This is a genomic window from Pseudomonas sp. S4_EA_1b, from assembly GCF_016307435.1.
GTDB classification, from domain to species: domain Bacteria; phylum Pseudomonadota; class Gammaproteobacteria; order Pseudomonadales; family Pseudomonadaceae; genus Aquipseudomonas; species Aquipseudomonas rhodesiae.
In genome coordinates this window covers 38,086-55,627 of sequence record NZ_JAEILC010000097.1, presented here as the reverse complement: position 1 = coordinate 55,627, position 17,542 = coordinate 38,086, and the positions used below count along the sequence as shown (strand labels likewise).

Genomic DNA, 17,542 nt, shown 5'->3' with positions numbered 1-17,542 from the left:
GGCGTGCTCCTCAGGCTTCGGCGTTGGCTTTGATCAGGCGGTCGTACGCGTCCTGATCCAACAGCGTAGTCACTGCATGTGCATCGGCCGGTTTAAAGCGGAAGAACCAGCCATCGCCCATCGGGTCTTCGTTGACCAGCTCCGGGCTTTCGCTGAGCTTGTCGTTCACTTCGAGCACTTCACCGTCCAACGGCATGTACACGCCGCTGGCGGCTTTGACCGATTCCACGGTGGAGGCTTCGTCGCCCTTGGTGTAGGCCTGCAGCTCTGGCAGTTGCACGTAAACTACATCACCCAGTGCGTTCTGTGCGAAAGCGGTGATGCCCACGGTGACGCTGCCGTCGGCTTCGGCGCGCAGCCATTCGTGATCTTCAGTAAAACGCAACTCGCTCATGCAAACTCCTCAGGGCCAGAATTCGTCTGGTGGACGGAATGGAAACAGTGGCAATTGCTTAGCAAAATCGCGGCCAATGTTATTTAAATCATATAAAACAATGAGTTATGAAAAATTGAAGACATGAGGTGTGCGTGAGGTGGAGCGATTTCGCTACAGTCGAGCGGCTGAAAAAAAGCCTATGTGGATCAAAGCCTTGCATGGCGCGTAAAAAGCAGGGTTGTAGCGATATCGTTACGCTGTAGCGCTTTCAGTACAGTGGATGTCGTTCTCAGACCAAACCGTTGCGGTGCATTCAATGTGGGAGGGGGCTTGCCCCCGATGACTACCGATCAGCCAACTAATCTGTGACTGACCCGCCGCCATCGGGGGCAAGCCCCCACCCACATTGTCTGTGTTCCATAGTCTGATCCCATGGACCTGGTCAGGGCTTGCTGGGAATACCGTACTTACGCAATCGATGGGCGATGGCCGTGTGCGAGGTGTGCAGACGGCTGGCCAGTTGGCGAGTCGAGGGGTAGCTGGTGTAGAGCTTTTCCAGCAGATCGCGCTCGAAGTCTTCCACGGCCTGTTCCAGGCTGTCGATTTCCACGTCGCTCTGGCGCGCCACCGAGGTGCCGGCGATGTCCAGGTCGCCGATGTCCACCAGGCTGCTTTCGCAAATGGCTGCGGCACGAAAGATCACGTTCTGCAATTGGCGTACGTTGCCCGGCCAGCGGTTGCCCAGCAGCGCCGGGTAGGTGCCTGGCGCCAGGCGGCACACTGGGCGCTGGATCTGCGCGCAGGCCTGCTGCATAAAGTAGCGCGCCAGCAGCAGGATGTCCTGGCCGCGCGCGCGCAGGGGCGGCACTTCCACGTTGAGCACATTGAGGCGGTAAAACAGGTCTTCACGGAAGGTGCCTTCGCTGACCATTTTTTCCAAGTCGCGGTGGGTGGCGCTGAGGATGCGCACGTTGACCTTCACCTCACGGTCACCCCCGACCCGGCGGAAGCTGCCGTCATTGAGAAAACGCAGCAATTTGGCCTGCAGATACGGCGACATTTCGCCGATCTCATCCAGGAACACCGTGCCCTGGTTGGCCAGTTCCATCAGGCCCGGTTTGCCGCCGCGTTGGGCGCCGGTAAAGGCACCCGGTGCGTAACCGAACAGCTCGCTCTCGGCGAGGTTTTCCGGCAGCGCCGCGCAGTTCAAGGCCAGGAACGGTGCACTGGCGCGTGCGCTGATGGCGTGGCAGGCGCGGGCCACCAGCTCTTTGCCGGTGCCGGTTTCACCCTGGATCAGCAACGGAGCATCCAGCGCCGCCACCCTTTGCGCGCGGGCCTTGAGGGTGCGGATCACCGGGGACTCGCCCAGCAGCGCATCGAAGCCCTCTGCATGGTCGTGGTGCAGGGCCGACAGCTGTTCGCCGATACGGTTGGGCTGGTAGAGGGTGAGCAGAGCGCCGGCATCGGTGATCGGCGTGGCGTCGAGCAACCAGGTCTGGCCGTTCACGCTGATCTCGCGCAGCGGCAGGCGAAAGCCCTGTTCCAGCAGGGTTTCCAGCAAGGCCGGGTCATTGAATAGCGCGCTGATGCTTTCGCCGGCCGGTTCGCGGCCGTACAGCGTGATCAATGCCGGATTGGCCAGCAGGATCTTGCCCGCACTGTCCACGGCCAGCACTGGATCGGTCATGGCGGCCAGCAGGGCATCCAATTGCAGGTGACGGCGTTGGCCAGGGAGGATGTCCACCACGGTCACCGCCTGCACGCCGTGCACGCTGAACAGGGCGTCGCGCAGTTCTTCCAGCACTTCGGCGCTCAACGTCGGTGCATCGATATAGACGTTGGGCGGCACCATCTCCACCGCATCCAGATTCAGATTGCGCCCACCCAGCAGGGCCAGGACTTCCTGGGTGATGCCGACGCGGTCGATGAAGCTGACGTGGATACGCATGGGATGGCGTTGGGTTCTGGGGTGCGGAGGGTGCCAAGTATGCCTTGCAGGCGATAGAGATCAAACTGTGAGAGGGGGCTTGCCCCCGATCACGACGTGTCAGCCAAGGTATCGGTGGCTGATTCGCCGCTATCGGGGGCAAGCTCCCTCCCACAGTTTTAACGGTAGTGCGTCCGTGTGACCGGATTATGCCAGGTGTTCGGGTTTGACCGGGTCGCCCGATTTCACATCCAGCTGGTGCCGCACATCCTCGAACATCAGGTCGTACTGTTTGTGCATCGAGCCGTTCAATACCGCTACCTTGGGCATGCCGTATTTCTGCGCGATATTCATCGCATGACGGGCAAAGTCGAATGCCTGGTCCTTGGGCAGGAAGAACGTCTCCTTGAGTTCATTGCCCTGTACCGAGCCATGAATCGTGAACTGCATGCCCTTGCCTTCCTTCGGGTCCTGCTCAACCTGATAGTCGATACAGAGGTTGTAGCTGTAGTCGTCCTTGTTCAGCGCATGTCGCTCGATATGCAAGTGACCGGATTCAAAGGTGGCCATAGGCGAATCTCCTCTACTTCACAGATAGGTGATGCCAGGTGTTGCCGTGCTGATGCGTGTGCCGGCGGTGCCCTGGACGATCGCTTCGATGTCCGAGAGTGAACCGATCACGGCGGTTTTGCCAGTGCGGCGGGCGAACTCGCAGGCGGCCTGAACCTTGGGCCCCATGGAGCCGGCGGCGAAGCCGAGTTTTTCCATGTCGTCGGGATGGGCCTGGCCGATGGCCTTTTGCGTGGGTTTGCCATAGTCGATGAAGGCTGCGTTGACGTCGGTGGCGATCACCAACAAGTCGGCGTCCAGTTGCGAGGCCAGCAGCGACGAGCACAGGTCTTTGTCGATCACGGCTTCAATGCCCTTGAGCTTGCCGTCTTCGCCATACATCGTTGGGATGCCGCCGCCGCCGGCGCAGATCACGATGGCGCTTTTTTCCAACAACCACTTGATCGGGCGAATTTCAAAGATGCGTTTGGGCCGTGGGCTGGCGACTACGCGGCGGTATTTATCGCCGTCCGGTGCAATCGCCCAGCCTTTTTCAGCGGCGAGTTTTTCCGCTTCGTCCTTGGAGTACACCGGGCCGATGGGCTTGGTGGGGTGCTTGAACGCCGGGTCGTTGGCGTCCACTTCCACTTGGGTGAGCAATGTGGCGAACGGCACTTCAAAGTCCAGCAGGTTGCCTAGTTCCTGTTCGATGATGTAGCCGATCATGCCTTCGGTCTCGGCGCCCAGCACGTCCAGCGGGTAGGGCGAGACGCTGGTGTAGGCGGCCGCCTGCAATGACAACAGGCCGACCTGCGGACCATTGCCGTGGGCGATTACCAGTTCGTTGCCAGGGTGGATCTTGGCGATCTGTTCGGTGGCGATGCGGATGTTGGCGCGTTGGTTGTCCGCGGTCATGGGTTCACCACGGCGGAGCAGGGCGTTGCCGCCCAGGGCTACGACGATGCGCATAAAGAATGTCCTTCTAGAGTTCGATGATGCGAACACAGGACCAAATGTGGGAGGGGGCAAGCCCCTCCACACTTAACCCGTGTAGCCTTTAGATATCCGCCAGCGCCGATACCAGAATCGCCTTGATGGTGTGCATGCGGTTTTCCGCCTGCTCAAAGGCAATGTTGGCCGGCGACTCGAACACCTCTTCGGTCACCTCCACACCATTGGCCAGGTTCGGGTAGCGCGCGGCGATATCTTTGCCGACCTTGGTTTCGCTGTTGTGGAACGCCGGCAGGCAGTGCATGAACTTCACCCGAGGGTTGCCCGAGGCTTTCATCATCTGGGCGTTGACCTGGTACGGCAGCAGTTGCTCGATGCGCTCATCCCAAGCCTCCACCGGTTCGCCCATGGATACCCAGATATCGGTGTGGATGAAGTCCACGCCTTTCACGGCTTCTTTGGGGTCTTCGGTGATGGTGATGCGAGCGCCACTTTCTTCAGCGAAAGCCTGGCACTGCTTGATGAAATCTTCATGCGGCCACAGGGCCTTCGGTGCGCCGATGCGCACATCCATGCCGAGCTTGGCGCCGATCATCAGCAACGAGTTGCCCATGTTGTAACGCGCGTCGCCCAGGTAGGCATAGCTGATGTCATGCAGCGGTTTGTCGCTGTGTTCGCGCATGGTCAGGGTGTCGGCGATCATCTGGGTAGGGTGGAACTCGGCGGTAAGGCCGTTGAATACCGGCACGCCGGCGAACTTGGCCAGCTCTTCGACGATTTCCTGTTCGAAGCCACGGTACTCAATGGCGTCGAACATGCGGCCGAGCACGCGCGCGGTGTCTTTCATGCTTTCTTTGTGGCCGATCTGCGACGAGACCGGGTCGATGTAGGTGACGTGGGCGCCCTGATCATGGGCCGCCACTTCGAACGCGCAGCGGGTACGGGTGGAGGTTTTTTCGAAAATCAGCGCAATGTTCTTGCCTTGCAGGTGCGGACGCTCGGTGCCGGTGTACTTGGCGCGTTTGAGGTCGCGGGACAGGTCCAGCAAGTAATGCAGCTCACGGGTGGTGTGGTGCATCAGCGACAGCAGACTGCGGTTGCGCATATTGAAAGCCATGATGGATCTCCTTCTGTTTAGGTTATCCCCATGGCCGACGCCTTATGAGCGGCGGCCATGGCTTGAAAATTAGTAGTCGATTGGGTCGCGGATGATCGGGCAGGTCATGCAGTGGCCGCCGCCACGGCCGCGGCCCAGTTCACCGGCGCTGATGGTGATGACTTCCACGCCGGCCTTGCGCAGCAGGGTGTTGGTGTAGGTGTTGCGGTCGTAGCCGATCACCACGCCCGGCTCCACGGCCACCACGTTGTTGCCGTCGTCCCACTGCTCGCGCTCGGCGGCGAAGCTGTTACCGCCGGTCTCGACCACGCGCAGGGCCTTGAGGTTGAGCGCCGCGGCCACGGTGTCGACGAAGTTGGTTGTTTCCCGTTGGATATCGATGCCGTGGGGCTTGCTCTCGTCGGGGCGCAGGGTGAACGGCACGATCTGGTTGACCACTTCGGGGAAAATGGTGACCAGGTCGCGGTCGCAGAAGCTGAACACAGTGTCCAGGTGCATTGCGGCGCGGGACTTCGGCAGGCCGGCCACGATCACCCGTTCCACCGCTTTGTTTTTGAACAGGTTGCGCGCCAGTTGGCCGATGGCCTGGTGGGACGAACGCTCGCCCATGCCGATCAACACCACGCCGTTGCCGATTGGCATCACGTCACCGCCTTCCAACGTGGCGGCGCCGTGTTCCTGGTCGGGGTCGCCGTACCAGATCTGGAAGTCGGCGTTGGTGAACTCGGGATGGAATTTGTAGATGGCGCTGGTCAGCAAGGTTTCCTGGCGTCGCGCCGGCCAGTACATTGGGTTGAGCGTCACGCCGCCGTAGATCCAGCAAGTGGTGTCGCGGGTGAACTGGGTGTTGGGCAGCGGCGGCAGAATGAAGCTGGAATGGCCGAGGAAGTCGCGGAACATCTCGATGGTTCGGCCGCCGAAACTGCTTGGCAGGTCATCGGCGGACACGCCGCCGATCAGGAATTCGGCGATCTTGCGCGGCTCCAGGCTGCGCAGCCAGGAATTGACCTCTTCGACCAGGCCCAGGCCGACCGTGTTGGCGGTGATTTTGCGCGACAGGATCCAGTCCAGCGCTTCGGGCATCGCGACGATATCGGTCAGCAGGTTGTGCATTTCCAGCACATCAATGTCCCGCTCGCGCATCTTGGTGACGAAATCGAAGTGGTCGCGCTTGGCCTGGGCCACCCACAGCACGTCATCGAACAGCAGTTCATCGCAGTTGTTGGGGGTCAGCCGCTGGTGGGCCAAACCTGGGGAGCACACCATGACTTTGCGCAGTTTGCCGGCTTCGGAGTGGACGCCGTACTTCACTTTTTCCGTGGTCATTTCAGATCCTCCAATGAACAACAATTACAAGGTCAGGAAGCCGTCGTAGAGTCCATAGGCCGCCACCAGGGCGCCAATGACTACCGCGGCGAAAATCAGCTTCTCGACGTTGGTGAAAATCGGTTTGCCCAGTTCATGCTTGGCCTTGGCGAACAGAATCGCGCCGGGTGCATAGAGCAGGGCGGACAGCAGCAGGTATTTGGTACCGCCGGCGTAGAGCAGCCAGATCGCGTAGATCAGCGCGATGGCACCGATAAACAGGTCTTTCTTGCGCTCGGCCAGGGCGTTTTCGTAAGTTTCGCCGCGCACCGCCAGCAGCAGGGCATAAGCGGCCGACCACAGGTAGGGCACCAGAATCATCGAGGTGGCGAGGTAGATCAGCGATAGGTAAGTACTGGCCGAGAACAAGGTGATGATCAAGAACAGTTGCACCATCGCGTTGGTCAGCCACAGGGCGTTGGCCGGTACGTGGTTGGCGTTTTCCTTGCGCAGGAACTCCGGCATGGTGTGGTCCTTGGCGGCGGCGAACATGATCTCCGCACACAGCAGCACCCACGACAGCAAGGCCCCCAACAGCGAGATGATCAAGCCGACACTGATCAACACCGCGCCCCAGTGGCCCACCACGTGCTCCAGCACGGCAGCCATCGATGGGTTCTGCAACTTGGCCAGTTCCGGTTGGGTCATGATGCCCAGGGACAACACGTTGACCAGCATCAGGAACAGCAGCACGGTGATAAACCCGATCACTGTGGCCTTGCCCACATCGGTGCGTTTTTCCGCACGGGCCGAGAAGATGCTTGCGCCTTCGATGCCGATGAACACCCATACGGTGACCAGCATCATATTGCGCACTTGGTTCATCACGCTGCCCAGGTCCGGGTTTTTCACGCCCCAGATGTCAGCGGTGAAGATGTCCAGCTTGAACGCGAACAGGGCTATCAACACGAACAGCACCAGCGGCACCACCTTGGCGACGGTGGTCACCAGGTTGATGAACGCCGCTTCCTTGATGCCGCGCAGCACCAGAAAGTGCACGGCCCACAACAGCACCGAGGCGCCGATTACCGCAGCCGGGGTGTTGCCTTCGCCAAAGATCGGAAAGAAGTAACCGAGGGTGCTGAACAGCAGCACGAAGTAACCGACGTTGCCCAGCCACGCACTGATCCAGTAACCCCAGGCTGAGGAGAAACCCATGTAGTCGCCGAAACCGGCCTTGGCGTAGGCGTACACACCGCCGTCAAGGTCGGGCTTGCGGTTGGCCAGGGTCTGGAACACGAACGCGAGGGTCAGCATGCCGATGGCCGTAATGACCCAACCGATCAATACCGCACCGACATCGGCGCTGGCGGCCATGTTTTGCGGTAATGAGAAAATGCCGCCGCCGATCATCGAGCCGACGACAAGTGCAACCAAGGCGCCTAATCGAAGTTTTCCGGGAGATTCAGACATTGCATAACTCCAATGCAGGAGAAGAGAGACCACAGAATAAATCCGTGCGCTAATCAAACAGCTGACTCAGATCACTTCATTGGCACATTCCATTGTGAATTAATGACTTAAAGGCAAACCGATGAACCTTGGCTTGCCCCGCAAAAGCGCTTTCTAGAGCGCTTTGTACGTGTGGTTAATCATTTGTTGCGATATATGAACGTTTGAAGCTAGACCGGATTCCTGAATGTGCAAACTTTTTCAGAGCCGCCTGCGAACTAGCGAGCAATACTTGGTGTGCCCAGTCGTATTTAAATTCTAAATAAGCCTAAACTCTATTAACTGTCATGCCTTTGCGTTATGAGCATGGCGGTTAAATTACGCTCGGTAATAAGCGCTACACTCGAACGATTAAATAAGTTGAGTGCACAGTTGTTGGCTCAAGTGGTTTCAGTCAGGAGTACTCATGTCTCAAACAACCCAGAAGCTTCGCCTCAGTGGCCTGATCGCTTTGGTGGTGGGGTCTATGATCGGTGGGGGGATTTTCTCGTTGCCCCAGAACATGGCCGCACGCGCCGAAGTCGGCGCCGTATTGATCGGTTGGGCGATCACTGCCGTAGGCATGCTGACTCTGGCCTTTGTGTTCCAGACCCTGGCCAATCGTAAACCCGAGTTGGATTCCGGGGTGTATGCCTACGCCAAGGCCGGGTTTGGCGATTACATGGGCTTTTCGTCGGCCTGGGGTTACTGGATCAGTGCGTGGCTGGGCAACGTCGGTTACTTCGTGCTGCTGTTCAGCACCCTCGGTTACTTTTTCCCGGTCTTTGGCCAGGGCAATACCCCGGTGGCCATCGGCTGTGCCTCGTTGTTGCTGTGGGCTGTGCATTTTCTGGTGCTGCGTGGGATCAAGGAGGCGGCGTTTATCAACCAGGTCACCACCGTCGCGAAAATCGTACCGCTGCTGATGTTTATCGTGATTGCCGCCCTGGCATTCAAGGCCGACGTGTTCACCCGGGATATCTGGGGCCTGGGCAACCCGCAGATCGGCGGGGTGGTGGAGCAGGTGCGCAACATGATGCTGGTCACCGTGTTTGTGTTTATCGGCATCGAAGGCGCCAGCGTGTATTCAGCGCGAGCCGAGAAGCGCTCAGACGTCGGCCGGGCCACGGTGATCGGCTTTCTCGGCGTGTTGGCGTTGCTGGTGCTGGTGAATGTGTTGTCCTTGGGGGTCATGAGCCGGCCGGAGTTGGCGGGGCTGCAAAACCCATCGCTGGCCGGCGTACTCGAGCGTATCGTCGGGCCGTGGGGGGCGCTGTTGATCAGCGTCGGGCTGGCGGTGTCGCTGCTCGGTGCGTTGCTGTCGTGGGCCTTGTTGTGCGCGGAAATTCTCTACGCCACCGCCCATGACAAGACCATGCCGGCCTTCCTGAAAAAGGAAAACGCCAACCAGGTGCCGGTCAACGCGCTGTGGCTGACCAATCTGATGATCCAGGCGTTCCTGGTGATCACCCTGTTTTCCCACAGCACCTACACCAAGCTGATCTACTTGGCGTCGTCGATGATTCTGGTGCCTTACCTGTGGTCGGCGGCGTATGCGGTGTTGTTGAGCGGGCGCGGCGAGACCTACGAAGGCGCCCACCGCCAGCGTCTCAAAGACTTGCTTATCGGCCTGGTCGCCCTCGGCTACGCGGTGTGGCTGCTGTACGCCGGCGGGTTGAAGTACTTGCTCTTATCGGCGCTGCTGTATGCGCCGGGTGTGATCCTGTTCGCCCTGGCCAAGCGCGAACAGGGCCTGCCGTTGTTCACCCATGTGGAAAAAGGCATTTTCAGCTGCGTGATTGCCGGCGCGGGGCTGGCAGCCTATGGGTTATACAGCGGGGTACTGTCGTTGTGACAGTGAGCAGCGCGGCGCAGCCCTATCGGCATCTCAACAAGGGCAGACGATCACCACTGTGGCCGATGTGAACCCAGTTCTCCGGCCGGCAGATCCCACTGCAACGGTGTGCCGTTGATGCTGACGGGGGGCAGCAGCCGATGCGCCGGGCCCCAGGCGGTTTGTTCAACCAGCAGCCCTTGATCGTCAGGCTCCTCGGGCCTCAGCGCCGGTTGCTGCGGCGCCTGCCCGGCGTCTACCAACAGTTTCGCCGTGCGCGCCAGGGACAAGCGCGCCGATCCACCCCGGCCGGACTTCAAGCGTTCGCTCAAGGCTTGTAGCGCGCTGGCGGCCATCAGGTAACCGGTGGCATGGTCCAGCGCCTGCAAGGGAAGCGGCACCGGTTTGTCGGCCTGCTGCCAGGCCATGCCCGCCTCGGCGATGCCGCTGCTCATTTGCACCAGGCTGTCGAACCCTCTGCGGTTGCGCCATGGGCCGCTCCAGCCGTAGGCATTGAGGCTGACGTCGATCAGACCGGGGGCGATGCGTTGCAAGCCTTCGGCGTTATAGCCCAAGTGTTCAAGGGCGTCGGCGCGATAACCGTGGAACAGGAGGTCGGCGTCCTTGAGCAAGGCTTCGAACCGCTGCCGGCCTTCGTGGGTTTTCAAATCCAGCCGAGCGCAACGCTTGCCCAGGGTCATTTCCGGCACCACACCCGGCTCGTCCCAGGTCGGCGAGTCGATGCGCAGCACATCCGCGCCCAGCCCGGCCAGAAAACGACTGGCCACGGGGCCAGCCAGCACGCGGGTCAGGTCCAGCACCCTGAGCCCGGCCAGTGGCCGTGCCACCGAGCCAGTCCAGGGTTTATTGATGGTGGTTGTGAAGGTCTGGCGCTGCACGAGGGCCTCGGCATTCACTGCCAGGCCTTGGGGATGTTGCTGCCAGGCCGGCCAAGCACGCATCTGCGCGGCACAACCGCCGGCCTCCACAACCGCCTGTTCCAGATCGGCGGCCTTCCACGCCGCGACTTTGTTGGCCATCTCTGTGCGATCACGGACTTTACCCAGCACCTGCTCGGCGGCGGCGCGGTGATGGGGGGCGTTGGTGTGCAGGCGAATCCAGCCGTCGGCGCTGGCGTAGTCGCCGGCTACCGGGTCCCACAGCGGCGGCACTTGCCAGCCCAGCGGGCGGATCGAGGAGGAGAACCACCAGGACGCCAAACGTCGGTCCACGCTGACAGCGGGCAAGCGTTCGGTCTGTTGCCGGATCAGCTCAGCCACGGCCTGGCCGGCGGCGCCGATGCTGGCGCAGGCCAGATCGGTCACGGCAAAGGCCGAGGGCAGGGCGCCGGCACCCGTCAGAGGCAGCGGTGTTTGCGGCAGATCGAGTGCGGCTTGGATGGGAGTCAGCAGATCAGTCATCAAAGGCCCTCCTTTTTGAGAAGAGCCACTATAGAAGATCAGCCGGCGGGAGTGACAACCCCGGGTTGCAACGGCAGGTCGAGGCTGGCGATGAAACCGCCACTTGGATGGTTGGCCAGGCTTAGGCTGCCGCCGTGGCGTTCCGCTGCGCGCCGGGCAATCGCCAGGCCCAGGCCGTGACCTTGGGCGGTCTGGCCCGGCGCGCGGTAAAACGGCTCGCCCAGTTGGCTCAAGTGTTCGGCATCGACGCCGGGGCCGTGGTCGCGCACGCTGATCACAATGCGTTCACCCTGACGCTGGGCTTGCAACTCGATGGGCTGGCCCGGTGGGTTGAAGCGCTGGGCATTGCGCAGCAGGTTATCCACCGCCCGTTCGATCATGGTCGGCCAGCCCTTGAGGTGCAGGTCGGTGTCGGCGCTCAGGTGCACCACTTGGTCCGGCGCGCTGAGCTGGGCGTCTTTTTGCAAGGTTTTGAGCAAGGGGTTGAGGTCCACCTCCTCAGCGCTGGCGTTGTCGGCGTCAACGCGGGCCAGTACCAAGATCTCGCTGATCAGCGCCTCCAGACGGTCGCATTCGCGGGTCAGGCGTGGCCAGAGTCGTTCCCGTTCATCGGGGCTGGCGCGTTCGGCCAGGGCTAGAGCGATGCGCAGACGCGCCAGAGGCGAGCGCAGTTCGTGGGACACGTCGCGCAGCAACTGGCGCTGGCTGCCGATCAAGCTTTGCAGGCGGGCGCCCATGCGGTTGAAGTCGGTAGCCAGTACGCCGAACTCGTCACGCCGATTGGCCAGGCGCGCCAGACTGTTCTGCTGGTAGGTGGCCTGGCCCAGGTCATGCACTGCGCCGCGCAGGCGGCTGAGCGGGCGGGTGATGGACAAGGTGACGAACAGGCTGAACAGCGTCAGCACCACCAGGGCGATAGCCAGCGCGCTCAAGGGCCAGGCCAGGCTGCTGCGGTGCCAGGCATCGAGTTCCGGGTGGGGGATACGATAGATCAGCAGGTAGGTGTCGCCGGTTTTTTCGCTGGTGTATTCGGCGGTCAGTCGGCGCCAGGGCAGGTGGCTGTCCTTGTTGTCGTTCTGGCGCGCTTCAAACGCGGCCGCACGGCGTGGGAAGGTGCCGCGCACCACAGGTTCACCGCTTTCATTCAGCACTTGGACGTCAATGTGGTACTGACGCTTGCGCTGTTGCAGCAAGTCTTGAGCCGCGTCCTCGCCCTGGGCTTCGTAGAGTTGGGTCCACTCTTGAGCCAGGTTACTCAGGCCGGGATGGCGACTCAGAATCCACGCATCTTGATTGAGCATATGCCCCAGCAGGATCGACAAGCCGGCAACCAGGGCGATGGCTAGCCAGAAACTTGCCAGGATTCGCCAGAACAATGAACGCACAGGACACCCTCAAACAGGAAAAGCCCAGTGGCGTTGGCCACTGGGCTGGGGGATTAACGCGGACGCATTATTGCGCTTTTTGCGGCTGTTGGGCTTTCCACGCCTGGAACTGCTGCCACTCGGCACGACGCTCGGCTTGCTTCTTGACGATCTCGTCGTACTTCTTCTGCTGGTCCGGCTTAAGTACTGCGCGGATATCCGCCTGGGTTTTCTGGCGGCCGGCGGCGATTTCATCCTGCATGGCTTTCTGCTCGGCAGGCGGCAGTTTGTCCAGGTACTTTTTGACCAGATCCTTGCGAGCGTGCCATTGGTCGCCCATTAGTTTGCCGATCTGCTCGCGCTGTTCTTTGCTCAGGTCCAGTTGGCTGAACGGGCCGCCTTTGCCGCGCGGACCGTGTTCGCCGTGACCTGGGCCACCCATCATATGGCCTTCAGGGCCGCCCATTGGGCCTGGGGTCGGGCCTTCTGGCATGGCCATGGCGACGGTGGGCAGGGCTGCGGCGAACATCAAAGCGATAAGGGTCTTGCGCATGGTGATTCTCCTGTCTCTATTCCGGTGAGTCCGGATGTGAGTAGGTTACGCAGATCAAGGTCAGCGGCGGTCAGGTGTGAGTAAAGCTTCGGTAAAGAGGGTTTTGTCCGGCGCTGACAAAACCCGGCAGCCAGGTCAGAGGCTGTAGTAATAGCCACGACTACGCAGCGCCACGATCCGGGGCCGGCCATCGGGGTGGGGGCCGATCTTTTTGCGCAGGTTGCTGACGTGCATATCCAAGCTACGGTCGTATAGGGTCAGCTTGCGACCCAGGGCGATTTGCGCCAGTTCCTGTTTGTCCAGTGGCTCGCCGGGCTGACGCAGCAGGGCTTCGAGCAGGCGGCTTTCGGAGACAGTAAGGGCGAATTCCTGTTCATCGATGCTGACCACGCCGCGCACCGGGCTGAAACACAGATCTCCCAGTTCGAGCTGGGTCGATACGGCCGTCGGGTGACTACGGCGCAGCACGGCGCGCAGGCGTGCGGTCAATTCCCGAGGATCGCAAGGTTTGGCCAGGTAATCGTCAGCGCCCAGCTCCAGGCCGAGGATGCGATCCAGCGGTTCGCCGCGCGCCGAGAGCATCAGCACGGGCAATTCCGGGTGGTCGGTGCGTAACTGCTTGAGTAACTCCAGGCCGCTGCCGTCGGGCAGCATCACGTCCAGCACCACGGCGGCGGGGGCACTGTCGGCCAGGGCCTTGCGCGCACTCAGGCCATCGTGACAGGCACGCACCTGGAAACCTTCCTGGCTCAACCAACTGGTCAGCAGCTCGCAGAGCTCCTGGTCATCATCTATCAGTAACAGCTCGCTCATGACTCACTCAATTTAGCCATTGTCGACGGCGACGGTGCCCCCCGCTGGCGAAGATCCCACACAACAGGGCAATCAAAGCAACGGCGCCACCGGTGACGAACCACTGCTGTTGCTCGGTCAGCCATCGGGTCAAGCCGCCGCCCTGTGCGTCTTTGAGTTGCTGGGCCAGGCGTTGGTTCTCTTGGCGAAGGCGACTCAATTGGGCGCTCTCGCGGGTCGCATCCGCGCTTTGCAGTTGCTTGCTCAGTTCTTCACGTTGCCGTTCGCTGTCTTTCAAGCGTTGCTGCAACTCGGTGATCTGGGCGCCGGCACTCAAGGACAGGGGCGTGGAGCTGCCGGTGTTCGAGGGTTCTTCAGCGTGGGCCGTAGCCCCGATCATTAACACTGCCAACAGACACAACTGACGTAAGCGCATCGGAACTCCTGATTCCACACGAATATTCAGAAGGTTGTCGGCAGGTTACCGGGAATAATGAGCCATTAGGAGTGTGCCGAACGCAATAGGTTCGGCACGCCTGCGGGTTAAGGCAGGACTTGCTTGAACGGTTTGATCACCACGTTGGCGTAGACGCCTGCTGCCACGTACGGATCGGCGTCGGCCCAGGCTTTGGCTTCAGCCAAAGATGGAAATTCGGCGACGATCAGGCTGCCGGTGAAACCAGCCTCGCCCGGGTCATCGCTCTCGACGGCAGGGTGCGGCCCGGCCAGCACGATGCGGCCTTCGGCCTGCAGCTGCTTGAGGCGTTCGACGTGCGCCGGGCGCACGGACATGCGCTTATCCAGGGAGTGGGCAACATCGGTGGCAATGATGGCGTAGAGCATGTCAGTCCTCGGTCTTCGGCGTGGTGGGGTCGGTGTCATGCAGGTGGCGCGACAGGTAGATACCTTGACCGATCAGGAACAACACGGTCATGCCCAGGCTACCGAACACTTTGAAGTCGACCCAGTAGTCTTGAAAGGTAAAGGCCACAAACAGGTTGGCGGCCCCGCAAAAGATAAAAAACGCGATCCACGCCACGTTCAAGCGGGTCCAGACCGGCTCCGGCAAAGTCAGCGCATGGCCCATGATCCGCTTGATCAACAGGCGATCACCGATGAAATGGCTACCGATGAATGCCAGGGCGAACAGCCAGTTCACCACCGGGGCTTTCCATTTAAGGAAGGTTTCGCTGTGGAAGGCCAGGGTCAGGCTGCCGAAGACCAGGCACGCGACCAGGGTCAGCCATTGGCTTTTTTCCAGTTTGCGCTGGGAGATGAAGAGGGCGCCATAGACCACGATAGAGCTGATGATCAGCACTGCGGTGGCGCTGTAGATGCCTCCGACGGTCAGCTCATGGCCGGCGATATCGATGACCCTGGGGTCGAGTTTGTAAACGATGAAAAACAGCAACAGCGGGATGAAGTCGATGAATTGTTTCACAGTAAGAGCCAGAAGCTGGATGTGTCGGCATAATAACAAACATCCTTGGTAGCGAAAGCGCCAGCTGACTTGAGGTTACAACCCCCCGTGAATGTTGATTTGCACTGCCACAGCACAGCCTCCGACGGCGCCCTGGCGCCCGCGGCACTGGTTGCGCGAGCGTTTGAACACGGCGTGCGAGTCCTGGCGTTGACCGACCACGACACCCTAGAAGGCCTGGACGAAGCCCGCGCGGCGGCCCAGGCCCTGGGCATGCAGCTGGTCAACGGTGTGGAGTTGTCCTGCACCTGGGGCGGCGCCACTATTCATGTACTGGGCTACGGTTTCGACCAGAATGCCGCGCCGCTGGTCCGGGCCATCGCCGATTTGCACGATGGGCGTTGGCTGCGGTCCGAAGAAATAAGCCGCAAGCTTGGCCTTAAAGGCATGCCCAACGCCCTCGACGGCGCGCGGGCTATCCAGCAGGAACTGGGCGACAGCGGCAACGCGCCAGCCCGTCCGCATTTTGCCGACTGGATGGTGCGCCAAGGATTCGTGCGGGACCGTGCCGAAGCTTTTCGCAAATGGCTGGGCGCCGGCAAGCTGGGTGACGTCAAGCAACACTGGCCGAGCCTGGAGGACACCGTCGAGACCCTGCGGGCCTCCGGGGCCTGGGTCAGCCTGGCGCATCCCTGGCATTACGATTTCACCCGCAGCAAACGTCGCAAGCTGATCGGCGACTATATTGGAGCGGGAGGCCACGCTATCGAAGTGGTCAACGGGCATCAACCCGCCGAGCAGGTTGGCAGTCTGGCGATTCTTGCCCGCGAATTTGGTCTGCTGGTCAGTGCCGGCAGTGACTTTCATGGCCCAGGCGGCTGGTCCGAGATCGGCGAGTATCGTCCGGTCCCGGAAGATTTGCCGCTCTTGTGGGGGCGATTCAAGCATGACCCCATTATTGCCACCGTCTGAACAGGTAGAGCACGTGAGTCAATTCTTCCAGATTCATCCTGAAAACCCCCAGCCACGCCTGATTAAACAGGCCGTGGAGATTATTCGCGCCGGCGGCGTGGTCATCTACCCCACCGATTCGTCCTACGCCATCGGTTGTCAGATCGGCGATAAAGGCGCGGTCGAACGGGTCAGACGTTTGCGTCAGTTGGACGACAAACACAACTTTGCGCTGATCTGCAGCGACTTGTCCCAATTGGGGCTGTTCGCCAAGGTCGATACCGGCACCTTCCGCCTGCTCAAGGCCCACACGCCGGGGCCTTACACCTTTATTCTCAACGCCACCCGCGAAGTGCCGCGCCTGCTGCTGCACCCCAAGAAGCGCACCATCGGCCTGCGCGTGCCGGAGCATCCGATTGCCCTGGCGCTGTTGGCCGAGCTGGGTGAGCCCCTGATGAGTGTGTCGCTGATCATGCCCGGCGAGACCGAGCCGCTGGAAGATCCGTACGAGATGCGTCAGCTCTTGGAAAAACAGGTGGACCTGATCATCGACGGCGGTTTCGGCGGCGCCAAGGCGTCCACCGTGATCAATCTGGCCGATGGCGAGCCGGAAGTGATCCGCGTCGGTTGCGGCGACCCCGCGCCCTTTATGGCCGAGGCCTGAATGTCGGCTGTGGAATCCGTCGATCCCCAGGCAGGCGCCCAGCAGGAACTGCCGTTCGCCATGGTCTACGGCCAGGCGGTCATGGAAATGCCGCTGGACCTGTACATCCCGCCGGATGCGCTGGAAGTGTTCCTGGAAGCATTCGAAGGCCCGCTGGACTTGCTGCTGTACCTGATCCGTAAACAGAACATCAATATCCTCGACATCCCCGTGGCGGAAATCACCCGCCAGTACATGGGCTATGTCGAGCTGATGCAGTCGGTGCGTCTGGAGCTGGCCGCCGAGTATCTGGTGATGGCGGCCATGCTCGCCGAGATCAAATCGCGCATGCTGTTGCCGCGCTCGGAGACGGTGGAGGCCGAAGAGGATGACCCGCGCGCCGAACTGATCCGACGCCTGCAGGAGTACGAGCGCTTCAAGGCCGCCGCCGAGGGCATCGACGGCTTGAGCCGCGTCGGTCGTGATGTGGTGGTGCCCAAGCTCGACGCCCCCGAGGCCCGCGCGCGCAAGTTGCTGCCGGACGTGAGCCTGGAAGAATTGCTGATGTCCATGGCCGAGGTGCTGCGCCGGGGCGATATGTTTGAAAGCCACCAGGTCAGCCGCGAAGCGCTGTCCACCCGCGAGCGCATGAGCGATGTGCTGGAGCGCCTCAAGGGCGGCGGGTTTGTGCCGTTTGTCGAGCTGTTTACCGCCGAAGAAGGGCGCCTGGGTGTGGTGGTGACGTTTATGGCGATCCTCGAACTGGTCAAGGAATCCTTGGTCGAGCTGGTCCAGAATGAGCCTTTTGCGGCTATCCACGTGCGGGCGCGAGCCGAATAAAGAGC

The 17,542-nt window shown here is 61.1% G+C and carries 18 protein-coding genes; 4 read left to right on the top strand and 14 right to left on the bottom strand.

Going from position 1 to position 17,542, the window contains the following annotated elements; all coding sequences use genetic code 11:
- Nucleotides 1-10: 10 nt before the first annotated feature.
- The 7 genes from gcvH to arcD (YA0848_RS26635) form a co-directional block, all read right to left on the bottom strand.
- A complete protein-coding gene (gene gcvH / locus YA0848_RS26665; RefSeq protein ID WP_034100140.1) occupies nt 11-394 on the bottom strand; it encodes a glycine cleavage system protein GcvH in 384 nt (127 codons plus the stop codon).
- A 424-nt stretch (nt 395-818) separates the two neighbouring features.
- On the bottom strand, nt 819-2,327 hold the full coding sequence (locus tag YA0848_RS26660) for a sigma-54-dependent transcriptional regulator (protein WP_169903350.1): 1,509 nt from the start codon (nt 2,325-2,327) through the stop codon (nt 819-821).
- Between the two features lie 186 nt (nt 2,328-2,513).
- Nucleotides 2,514-2,876, bottom strand: coding sequence for a DUF5064 family protein (locus YA0848_RS26655; RefSeq protein WP_034100136.1), 363 nt, complete (start codon nt 2,874-2,876; stop codon nt 2,514-2,516).
- A gap of 18 nt (nt 2,877-2,894) precedes the next feature.
- Nucleotides 2,895-3,824 (bottom strand): carbamate kinase, encoded by a 930-nt coding sequence (gene arcC / locus YA0848_RS26650; protein ID WP_034100134.1) that lies wholly within the window; start codon nt 3,822-3,824, stop codon nt 2,895-2,897.
- Nucleotides 3,825-3,912: 88 nt separating this feature from the next.
- Nucleotides 3,913-4,923, bottom strand: coding sequence for an ornithine carbamoyltransferase (locus YA0848_RS26645; RefSeq protein WP_034100131.1), 1,011 nt, complete (start codon nt 4,921-4,923; stop codon nt 3,913-3,915).
- A gap of 69 nt (nt 4,924-4,992) precedes the next feature.
- Complete coding sequence (gene arcA / locus YA0848_RS26640; protein WP_034100129.1) at nt 4,993-6,249, bottom strand: arginine deiminase; 1,257 nt, start codon at nt 6,247-6,249, stop codon at nt 4,993-4,995.
- Nucleotides 6,250-6,273: 24 nt separating this feature from the next.
- A complete protein-coding gene (gene arcD, locus YA0848_RS26635) occupies nt 6,274-7,701 on the bottom strand; it encodes an arginine-ornithine antiporter (protein ID WP_034100127.1) in 1,428 nt (475 codons plus the stop codon).
- Nucleotides 7,702-8,146: 445 nt separating this feature from the next.
- On the opposite strand from arcD (YA0848_RS26635), the gene arcD (YA0848_RS26630) reads away from it, so the two are divergent.
- Entirely contained in the window at nt 8,147-9,574 is a 1,428-nt protein-coding gene (gene arcD, locus YA0848_RS26630) for an arginine-ornithine antiporter (protein ID WP_047881991.1), read from the top strand.
- Nucleotides 9,575-9,624: 50 nt separating this feature from the next.
- On the opposite strand, the gene YA0848_RS26625 is transcribed toward arcD (YA0848_RS26630), so the two are convergent.
- From YA0848_RS26625 to YA0848_RS26595, 7 genes are all read right to left on the bottom strand, one after another.
- Nucleotides 9,625-10,974, bottom strand: coding sequence for a CoA transferase (locus YA0848_RS26625; RefSeq protein WP_034100124.1), 1,350 nt, complete (start codon nt 10,972-10,974; stop codon nt 9,625-9,627).
- 38 nt (nt 10,975-11,012) lie between these two features.
- Nucleotides 11,013-12,359, bottom strand: coding sequence for a sensor histidine kinase (locus YA0848_RS26620; RefSeq protein ID WP_034100122.1), 1,347 nt, complete (start codon nt 12,357-12,359; stop codon nt 11,013-11,015).
- A gap of 67 nt (nt 12,360-12,426) precedes the next feature.
- Complete coding sequence (locus tag YA0848_RS26615; RefSeq protein ID WP_034100120.1) at nt 12,427-12,891, bottom strand: LTXXQ domain protein; 465 nt, start codon at nt 12,889-12,891, stop codon at nt 12,427-12,429.
- Between the two features lie 135 nt (nt 12,892-13,026).
- Nucleotides 13,027-13,704 (bottom strand): response regulator transcription factor, encoded by a 678-nt coding sequence (locus YA0848_RS26610; protein ID WP_034100118.1) that lies wholly within the window; start codon nt 13,702-13,704, stop codon nt 13,027-13,029.
- A 7-nt stretch (nt 13,705-13,711) separates the two neighbouring features.
- Nucleotides 13,712-14,119, bottom strand: coding sequence for a translation initiation factor 2 (locus tag YA0848_RS26605; RefSeq protein ID WP_034100116.1), 408 nt, complete (start codon nt 14,117-14,119; stop codon nt 13,712-13,714).
- 107 nt (nt 14,120-14,226) lie between these two features.
- Nucleotides 14,227-14,526, bottom strand: coding sequence for a YciI family protein (locus YA0848_RS26600; RefSeq protein ID WP_034100114.1), 300 nt, complete (start codon nt 14,524-14,526; stop codon nt 14,227-14,229).
- A gap of 1 nt (nt 14,527) precedes the next feature.
- Nucleotides 14,528-15,124 carry a septation protein A gene (locus YA0848_RS26595; protein ID WP_040269290.1) on the bottom strand — a complete coding sequence of 199 codons (597 nt, stop codon included), beginning with the start codon at nt 15,122-15,124 and terminating at the stop codon, nt 14,528-14,530.
- 87 nt (nt 15,125-15,211) lie between these two features.
- On the opposite strand from YA0848_RS26595, the gene YA0848_RS26590 reads away from it, so the two are divergent.
- The 3 genes from YA0848_RS26590 (at nt 15,212) to YA0848_RS26580 (ending at nt 17,537) form a co-directional block, all read left to right on the top strand.
- Entirely contained in the window at nt 15,212-16,075 is an 864-nt protein-coding gene (locus tag YA0848_RS26590; protein ID WP_034114972.1) for a PHP domain-containing protein, read from the top strand.
- A 13-nt stretch (nt 16,076-16,088) separates the two neighbouring features.
- Nucleotides 16,089-16,718, top strand: a complete 630-nt coding sequence (locus YA0848_RS26585) for an L-threonylcarbamoyladenylate synthase (RefSeq protein ID WP_034100108.1) — start codon at nt 16,089-16,091, stop codon at nt 16,716-16,718.
- A 120-nt stretch (nt 16,719-16,838) separates the two neighbouring features.
- Entirely contained in the window at nt 16,839-17,537 is a 699-nt protein-coding gene (locus YA0848_RS26580) for a segregation and condensation protein A (RefSeq protein WP_164365898.1), read from the top strand.
- Nucleotides 17,538-17,542 lie beyond the last annotated feature (5 nt).